This window comes from uncultured Thiodictyon sp., assembly GCF_903828115.1.
Classification (GTDB): Bacteria; Pseudomonadota; Gammaproteobacteria; order Chromatiales; family Chromatiaceae; genus Thiodictyon.
This window is the reverse complement of sequence record NZ_CAIKKU010000493.1, coordinates 1-7,911: the sequence shown is the minus strand read 5'-3', so window position 1 is coordinate 7,911 and position 7,911 is coordinate 1. Positions and strand designations below refer to the sequence as shown.

5 protein-coding genes are annotated in these 7,911 nt (G+C 64.5%); 4 read left to right on the top strand and 1 reads right to left on the bottom strand.

What is annotated here, in order from left to right; all coding sequences use genetic code 11:
* Positions 1-350: 350 nt before the first annotated feature.
* Positions 351-1,397 carry a hypothetical protein gene (locus QZY48_RS18105; protein WP_295433690.1) on the bottom strand — a complete coding sequence of 349 codons (1,047 nt, stop codon included), beginning with the start codon at positions 1,395-1,397 and terminating at the stop codon, positions 351-353.
* A 1,010-nt stretch (positions 1,398-2,407) separates the two neighbouring features.
* Here QZY48_RS18105 and QZY48_RS18100 point away from each other — a divergent pair.
* From QZY48_RS18100 to QZY48_RS18085, 4 genes are all read left to right on the top strand, one after another.
* Complete coding sequence (locus tag QZY48_RS18100; RefSeq protein ID WP_295433687.1) at positions 2,408-2,833, top strand: pilin; 426 nt, start codon at positions 2,408-2,410, stop codon at positions 2,831-2,833.
* Between the two features lie 73 nt (positions 2,834-2,906).
* Positions 2,907-4,910: a hypothetical protein gene (locus QZY48_RS18095; protein WP_295433684.1), complete on the top strand. Its 2,004-nt coding sequence runs from the start codon at positions 2,907-2,909 to the stop codon at positions 4,908-4,910.
* A 488-nt stretch (positions 4,911-5,398) separates the two neighbouring features.
* Positions 5,399-6,487, top strand: coding sequence for an Rpn family recombination-promoting nuclease/putative transposase (locus tag QZY48_RS18090; protein ID WP_295433681.1), 1,089 nt, complete (start codon positions 5,399-5,401; stop codon positions 6,485-6,487).
* 107 nt (positions 6,488-6,594) lie between these two features.
* Positions 6,595-7,824, top strand: a complete 1,230-nt coding sequence (locus QZY48_RS18085) for a glycosyltransferase (RefSeq protein ID WP_295433678.1) — start codon at positions 6,595-6,597, stop codon at positions 7,822-7,824.
* Positions 7,825-7,911: the final 87 nt, after the last annotated feature.

The window sequence follows — 7,911 nt, the reverse complement described above, 5'->3', positions numbered from 1 at the left end:
CCCCGGCCGCGACGGATATCGCCCTCGAGGTGGCCGGAATAATGGTCAAGGCCGCGACCGGGTACGCCCCCGCTCCCCTGGTACCAGGTATTAACGAAATCCCCAAAGTCCGACAGGCAGAATGTACTGGGGCGGGACGGGGCATTCGCCCCGTCCCCAACGTTTATTCCGTCGCCGAACGCTAATACGGGTCGGCCGGTCCGGGGAAAACGTTTCGGACGGGGCGAATGCCCCGTCCGGCATTGGAGCCGCGATTTCCAATTGGCGACACGCAACGTCTCAGACTTCAATTTTCTCAGCGGCCTCGCGCTCGTCAATCCGTGGTTACAGGGTAGTCCCAGGGGCGCACGCTAACCCCAAACGCCGCCCCGGGCACCCAACCTCCGGAGTACAAAGTTTGAGCCATCGATGACTCCAGGTGGAGCCGGGCGTCCCGACCGGCGGATGCGCTTGCCGTCAAGCCGCGCCGCGATCCATTTCCACAACCCGCGGCCCGCAGACCAAAGCGCAAACATTGCCATTGCATAGATCACCGGCCGCATTGGAATCGAGTAACGCGCCAGCGGATTGAGTATGCTGTGCAACACCACGAAATAGGCCATCAGGGCGGCCACCGTGCGCGCCATGAAGCACTGTTCCTCGCTAAGATGCACCCAGGATCGCGGCAGCCAGGCCCCAATGCTGCCGAGGATCGCAAGTATGACCAGCGCGTTATGCAAGACGTGCATGAGCGCGTGGGTCGCCGTGAACAGGCGCAGCGTGCCATAGGGGGTCCGCAGCACGGGGTAGATGTAAACATCCCCCATCCCCTCGAATAAGTCCCAGGAAAACAGAAAAGTCGGCTTGCCGAACAGATACCAGCCGAGATAATTCACCGGATGCTCCCGCAATCTTCGCAGAAACTCCGCCACGACCGAGGCCAGGGAGGAGGAGATCTCCGCCACCCGCGGGTCGAAACGATAGGCATAAGCGAGCGTCTCCGGGCGGTTGTCATACAGCAATCCCGGATAGGTTCCCTGATAGAGATTGGAGAGCAAATAGGAATCGTCGGAAAAGACGCCGAGCGTCATGAGATTGCGACCGATCCAGCACAGCATCGGCAGGAGAAATCCGACGCTGAACAGCACGGCGGCGCGGCGGGTTCGGATAATGGGAGAATAATAGAAAATCAAGGGGATCATCACCAGGATGAAGCCCTGAGTCCATGGCCGGGTCAGCGATCCCAGGGCCAGCAGCGCACCGGATGCCAGGATGAGCCAGGGTGACGGGTTGGCCTTCCAGCGCGACAAGGACCACAGAAAGAGCATCAGGAGAAAACACGCCAGGGACTCGGTCAAGATAAAGACATTCGCAAAAACCAGGTGCGGGCTGATGGCCGTGAGCAGCGCCGCGAGCATGGCAGGCAGGCAGGCGACCGAGGAAGCCCGCGAAGGTCGCATAAGCCAGCAGGATCGTAAGCGTACTGAGCAGCGCCTGGGCGAGTTCGATCCGGTAGAGTGTCGCCCCGGGAAAACGCTCACCGATGAACAGGCGCAAGAACAGCGGATAACCGGGCGTGCGGACCGCATCCGGGGCCGGCGCCGTGGTCTCTCCCCGCAGTGCCCCATCCGACCCGGAGAAAACGTTAAATAGTTTCAGGTTGATAGCATACGACAAGTAGCCCCTGGCGTCCGCCCGTATCGGCGTATCCACCTCGGTATAGCGAACAGCCTGTAGCCGCAACTGCAATCCCAAGAGTACGATCAGCGCCACGACCCAGAAAACCCAGGTTCTCGGTAACTTATTCATCAGTCGACCCCTATTGCGACGACGAGGCACAGTCCGGCAGGGCTGTACCGGCCCCGGAAGATTGGGCCTCGATCATAACCCGGATATGACACCAGAGGGAGTCGCAGCGAGGCCCCGTTCTGCACCTGACGGCTTTGCGCGCAAGAGGTTCTGTGCCGATGAGGGGCGCACCAGCGATGAAGGGGTCTGATCCACCCGGCGCGACCTTGGGCAAACCATGGCCGCGAGGCTCGAACCTGCAACCCGGTTCACAGTTTCGATAATTTCCGCCCCACAGGGCCCGCGGCCGGCGCCCGGGAACGCCATGCGACCCCTGTCCGCAGCATCCGGATCGCCCATGTGCGTCAATATGTGACACTTTTTGTCACCTTTTGCCGCATTTGAATGGGGGTCCCGGGGCCGCCGAACCAGCCGACCGGGCACCGACCCGCGGCGAGCGTTAACCAATCTTTACATCACAACCGCTTAGCGGGGCAGCCGCGGCCCGCCCCCCGCCCCCCCGGACACTGGTCCGGAACATGCTTCGGGAGAACCGGGAGACGGTGAGAACGCGGCTGCACGGCGACCGCGACAGACTCCCGGCCCAGCCGGTTCCACCCCTCTACACACGAGAACAGTCATGAAAAAATTCCAGCAAGGCTTCACCTTGATAGAACTGATGATCGTCGTCGCGATCATCGGCATCTTGGCGGCCATCGCTATTCCTGCGTACCAAGACTTCACCACCCGCGCCCGCGTGTCTGAAGGTCTGTCGTTGACCAGCGCCGCGAAGGCTGGCGTAGCCGAGTTCTTTCAAAGTAACAGCCGCTTTCCCACGGCAAATGCTTCGCTCGGTCTGCCAACAGCAGCCAGCATCTCCGGCGTGGGTGTGACAAGCGTGACTGTCGGTGCTCTCGGAGTTATTGTTGTCGACTTCAACGCCAAGGTCACGCCTGCTGGCACCGCCACGATCACTTTGACCCCGACGAGTAATGTCGGTTCGATCACTTGGGTATGCACTAAGACCAATCTCACCGATGGTCAAGTCCCGGCAACTTGTCGGTAGTAGCAGACAGCTACTAATGTGCTGAACCGAGGGGCCGCAAGGCCCCTGGTTTTTTCTCACTAGGAATATGCTCATGGCCTTACCGCGCGCCATCATAGGCTTCGGCACACCCCTAGCCTTATTCCTGGCAGCCATCGTGATCGCGTGGCCTGGAATCCATGGCGATCTCTTTTTCGACAGCATCCCAAATATCGCCGCCAACCAGGCAATCCAGATCACGGATCTGAGCCCGGCATCGCTCTTGGCCGCCGCAGTCTCCTTCAGCCAGGGTCCCTTCGGTCGCCCCATACCGATGCTGAGCTTCGCCTTGGATTGGTATCTCGCGGGCGCGAATCCAACCTGGTTCAAGCTGGTCAACCTGCTGATCCATGCCGCGAACACCGTCCTGGTGTTCTTCCTGGTGCGGCGCCTCTTACGTCTGCACCGTCGGCTCGATGAACGGGAATCGGGCGACACCCAACCACAGACGGTCGCGCTTCTAGCGGCATTACTGTGGGCCATCGCGCCCATCCACGGCTTCACCGTGGTCTATGTGGTTCAGCGTATGGTGCTCTTGGGCGGGCTCTTTACCCTGGTCGCGCTCCATGCCTGGCTCAGCCTCCGGGAGGCTGCCGGCCGCAACGCGACCGCACCGATGGTGGGCTTTGCCAGCCTCCTGGGTATCGCCTCCCTGCTCGCCCTGGCCTGTAAGGAGACGGCCGTCCTGATCCCCTTCTATATCGCGGTCACCGAGGTCTTTCTGTTCCAGTCCCGGGGGCTCGGCCGGCTGCGGCGGCCCATCATCGCCGCCATCTGGCTCGCCGTACTGACGCCCATCCTCGCGCTGGCCTATACCGTCTGGTCGAACCCGGAGGGTATCCACGCGGGCTATGCCCTGCGCCCCTTCACCGCGGAAGAACGGATGCTGACCCAGGCGCGGGTGTTGGTGATGTACCTGCGCAACATCATCATCCCGGACTACGGCCAACTCCATTTCTTTTTCGACAATCTGCCCATCTCGCACTCACTCACTGAACCGATCACCACCGGCCTCAGTATCGCCTTTCTGAGCACGCTCGCCGCCGCCGGGCTGCTCTTGCGCCGCCGTCTGCCGCTATTCGGTTTCGCGATCTGGTGGTTTCTGGCGGGTCAGGCCCTTGAGGCCAGTTTCTGGTCCCTGGAACTGGTGTTCTGGCATCGCAACTACCTCCCGGCAGTCGGCCCACTGGTCGCCATCGCCGCCGGTCTGGTCTGGCTGACCCGGCAGCCCGGGCTGGCGCGGGCCGCGGGGATCGGTGGGACGGTCTTGCTGCTCGCGCTGTCCGGCATCCAGAGTTGGATGATCGCCACCGACTGGGGCGACCGGGTCAGCATCGCGCGGGCCGAGGTCATCAAGAATCCCGGGTCCGCCCGGGCCAACCACTATTACGGCCGCACGGCACTCTTGGCTTACACCGGGGACCGGGACCCCGCACTGCTCGCGGAGGCCCAGCGGTCCTTTTCCCGCGCCCTCGACCTGAACCCCCGGACCCTGCTGCCGGCCTACGGCTTGCTGTTCAGCGCGGTCAAGTACCAGTCCGGCCCCGTGACAGGACCATTGAACGAGGTCAAACGGCGTGCCGCAACCCAGCCGCTGGAGATGAGCGACCTCTCGGCCTTCGACGGCGTCGTGGGCCTGCGCGCGGAGCGCCCCGAGTCACTCGACCTCTTCGATGTCCTGGAGGTACTGGACGCCGCGGCCGAAAACCCCGCCCTGGTCCCCGAGCAACGGGCCTTTGCGCTGAGCAAGAAGGCCCAGCTCCTGGCGAAGGAAGGCTTCCCGGCCAGTGTCTATATGCCCGTCCTGCGTCACGCCGTGTGTCTGATGTCCTGGTCTCCCGACTATCGATTCCTGCTCTTCCGAACCTTGGTGGAACATGGCGAGATCGATGAGGCGCAGACGCTGCTCAGCCCGCCGTTCTCACGGCTCGAACGCATCAAAGAGCCCCGTATCGACCAGTATGAGGCGGCCCTGCGGACACTCACGGAACTGCGCCGCAAGGGGGAGCCCAGTCTCGCCCCGTCCGGCCCGACGCCGCCCCCCAACCCCGCCCCATGAGCAAGACTGCCTGACGCGTCGCCGTTGCCCGGGAGGCCCGCCCGTGCAACACGCTGGAGCGGGCCGCCCGCAGGCAGCCGAAGGCCCGGGGCGCTCCGCCCGATCCCGCGTCCACTCCGGCGCCGAGCGCTGATACGGGTCGGCCGGTCCGGGGAAAACGTTTAAACCCGGGCCGGACCGGGCATGCGCCCCGTCCGGAACCTTTTTAAGTCCGAGCCTTGATCGTAATCCCGGGCAGCGGCGTGCGTAGTCAGGGCTTCCAGCCCTGACAGTGTCAGGCCAAGATGGCCTGACTACGCACCCGGCAAGCCCAAGTGGCCGGAATCTTGATCGAGGCTGAAGTCCGCGTGTAACCCTATCGGTCAGGTTTCCCGATAGGCCCCCAAAGGCGCTGAATTTCAGCATCGCCGCCGTTGCCCGGTGGACCCGCCCGTGCAACACTGTGATCACACCCCCAGCTAGCCGAACGGCCGGTGCGCCCAACCGCCATGCCCCGCCCCCCACGCCAGCGTCCCCGTGCGCGCCGGTCCGCACAGCGGGCTCGGGCGCCGCAGGACGGCTCCTACAAACACCTGTTCTCCCATCCCGAGATGGTCGAGGGCCTGCTGCGCGACTTCGTGCAAGAGGACTGGCTGGCGCTGATCGACTTCAGCACCCTGGAGAAGCAGGGCGGCAGCTATGTCACCGACGATCTGCGCGAGCGTGAGGACGACATTATCTGGCGGGTGCGGGTGGCCGGGGAATGGCTCTATGTGTATCTGCTGATCGAGTTCCAAAGCCAGATCGACCCCTGGATGGCGGTGCGGATCATGGTGTACACCGGGCTGCTGTATCAGGACCTGATCAAGAGCGGGGCCGTGGCGGCGGGTCAGCGCCTGCCGCCGGTGTTTCCGCTGGTGCTCTACAACGGCAGCGGGCGGTGGACGGCCGCGCGTGACATCGCCGAGTTGATCGTCCCGCTGCCCACCGCCCTGGCCCGCTATCGGCCCCAGCAACGCTATCATTTGATCGATGAGGGCCGCATTGGGGAGGAAACGCTGGAACAGGCGACCAGTGTGGCGGCCGAACTGGTGCGGCTGGAAACCCTGGCCGCCGAGGGCCCTGAGGCGCTCCGCCCGATCCTGAGCCGACTCGGCGCCCGGTTGCAGGGTCCGCGCTACGCCAGCCTGCGGCGCGCGCTGACGGTCTGGTTTGCACGGGTCTTGCTACGGCGCCTGCTGCCGGGCGAGAATTTGCCGCAACTGCACGATTTAGGGGAGGTCGAGACGATGCTTTCAGAACACGTTGACGAGTGGACGCAGAAGTGGAAGCGGGAAGGCTTGCGGGAAGGTGAGCGGAAAGGCAAGCGGGAAGGCAAGCTGGAAGGCGAGCAGACGGGCAAGCTGGAAGGCAAAACCGATGCGCTGAAACGCCTGCTCCGGATCCGTTTTGGTGATCTGCCGCCTTGGGCGCAGTCACGTATCGACGCCGCGACCCTCGGCCAACTGGACACCTGGCTGGACGGCATATTCCAGGCCGCGACCCTGGATGCGCTGCTCGGCGGCCAGCCTCCACAGTCCCGCCCGCCCGCGTCTTGAACGGTAGTGGCCCGGCGTGGCTTAGTGCCTCACCCCCAGCGCGGACGGGGCATTCGCCCCGCCCTGACTGTTTCGACGCCCCCCTGAACCAGGATCGCGCAGCCGCTATGATCGACGCCCCCAAGCCCCGCCTCCTGGTCCTCACCTCGACCTTCCCACGCTGGCGCGACGACCATGAGCCGCCCTTTGTCTACGAGTTGTCCCGCCGTCTGACTGACCGCTTCGCCGTCACCGTGTTGGCCCCGCGGGCGCCCGGCAGTCTGGAGCATGAGTGCATGGATGCCTTGCAGGTCATTCGCTTTCCCTATTTCATTGCGCGCTGGGAGCGCCTGGCGACCCATGGCGGCGGCATACTCAATCGGCTGCGCACCAACCCCTTCAACTATTTTCTGGTGCCGCCCTTCCTTCTCGGCCAATGGTGGGCACTGCACCGCCTGCTGCGGCGACAGGAATTCGACGTGATTCATGCCCATTGGCTGATCCCCCAGGGTCTGACCGCGGTGCTGGCCCGCTGGTCCGCGCGCCGCCGGCTGCCCCTGGTCTGCACCTCCCATGGCGGAGACCTCTTTGCACTGCGGGGTCCGGTGTTCGCTTGGGTAAAGCGGATCGCGATGAACGCCAGCGCCATGGTCAGCGTGGTCAGCGCGGCGATGCGCGCGCAAGTGCTGGCTATGGGGATCAGCGCCGCGAAGGTGGCGGTCATCCCCATGGGCGTGGACATGCAGCGGCGTTTCACGCCGGACCCGCGGATTGAGCGGCAGGCGTACGAATTGCTGTTTGTCGGCCGCCTGGTGGAAAAAAAGGGCCTGCCGCTCCTGTTACAGGCACTGCCGGCGGTATTGGCGCGCCATCCGCAAACCCGCCTGATCATCGCCGGCGGCGGCCCGCTGGAAGGCAAGATCAGACACCTGTGCGCCGTGGCCGGCATCGGCGGCCAGGTGGACCTGCTCGGCATGGTCGCGCAGTCGGACCTGCCCCCACTCTATCGCCGCGCCGCCCTGTTCGTCGCGCCCTTCATCGTCGCCGCCGGCGGCGACCAGGAGGGCTTTCCGCTGGTCCCCCTGGAGGCCATCGGCTGCGGCTGCCCGATCGTCTGCGGCGAGGTCGCGGCCTTTGGCGAGGTCATCCGCAACGACGTGGAGGCCTTGCTGGTGCCCCCGGGCGATCCGATCGCCCTGGCGAACGCCATCATCGCGCTGCTGGATGATCCGCAGCGCCGCCATCGGCTGGCCGCGGCCGCCCGACAACGCTGCCTGCAGGCATTCGACTGGGAATCGATCGCCGGGCGTTACGAGCGGCTCTTGCTTGACACGGCGGCAGAGGGGACGGCACCTTGAACGCGCAAGGCCATTGGCGCAGAAACGCAACCCTGGTGATGCGCGCCGGGCTTGATCATAGGGGTGATATCCGTCGCGGCCGGGGGG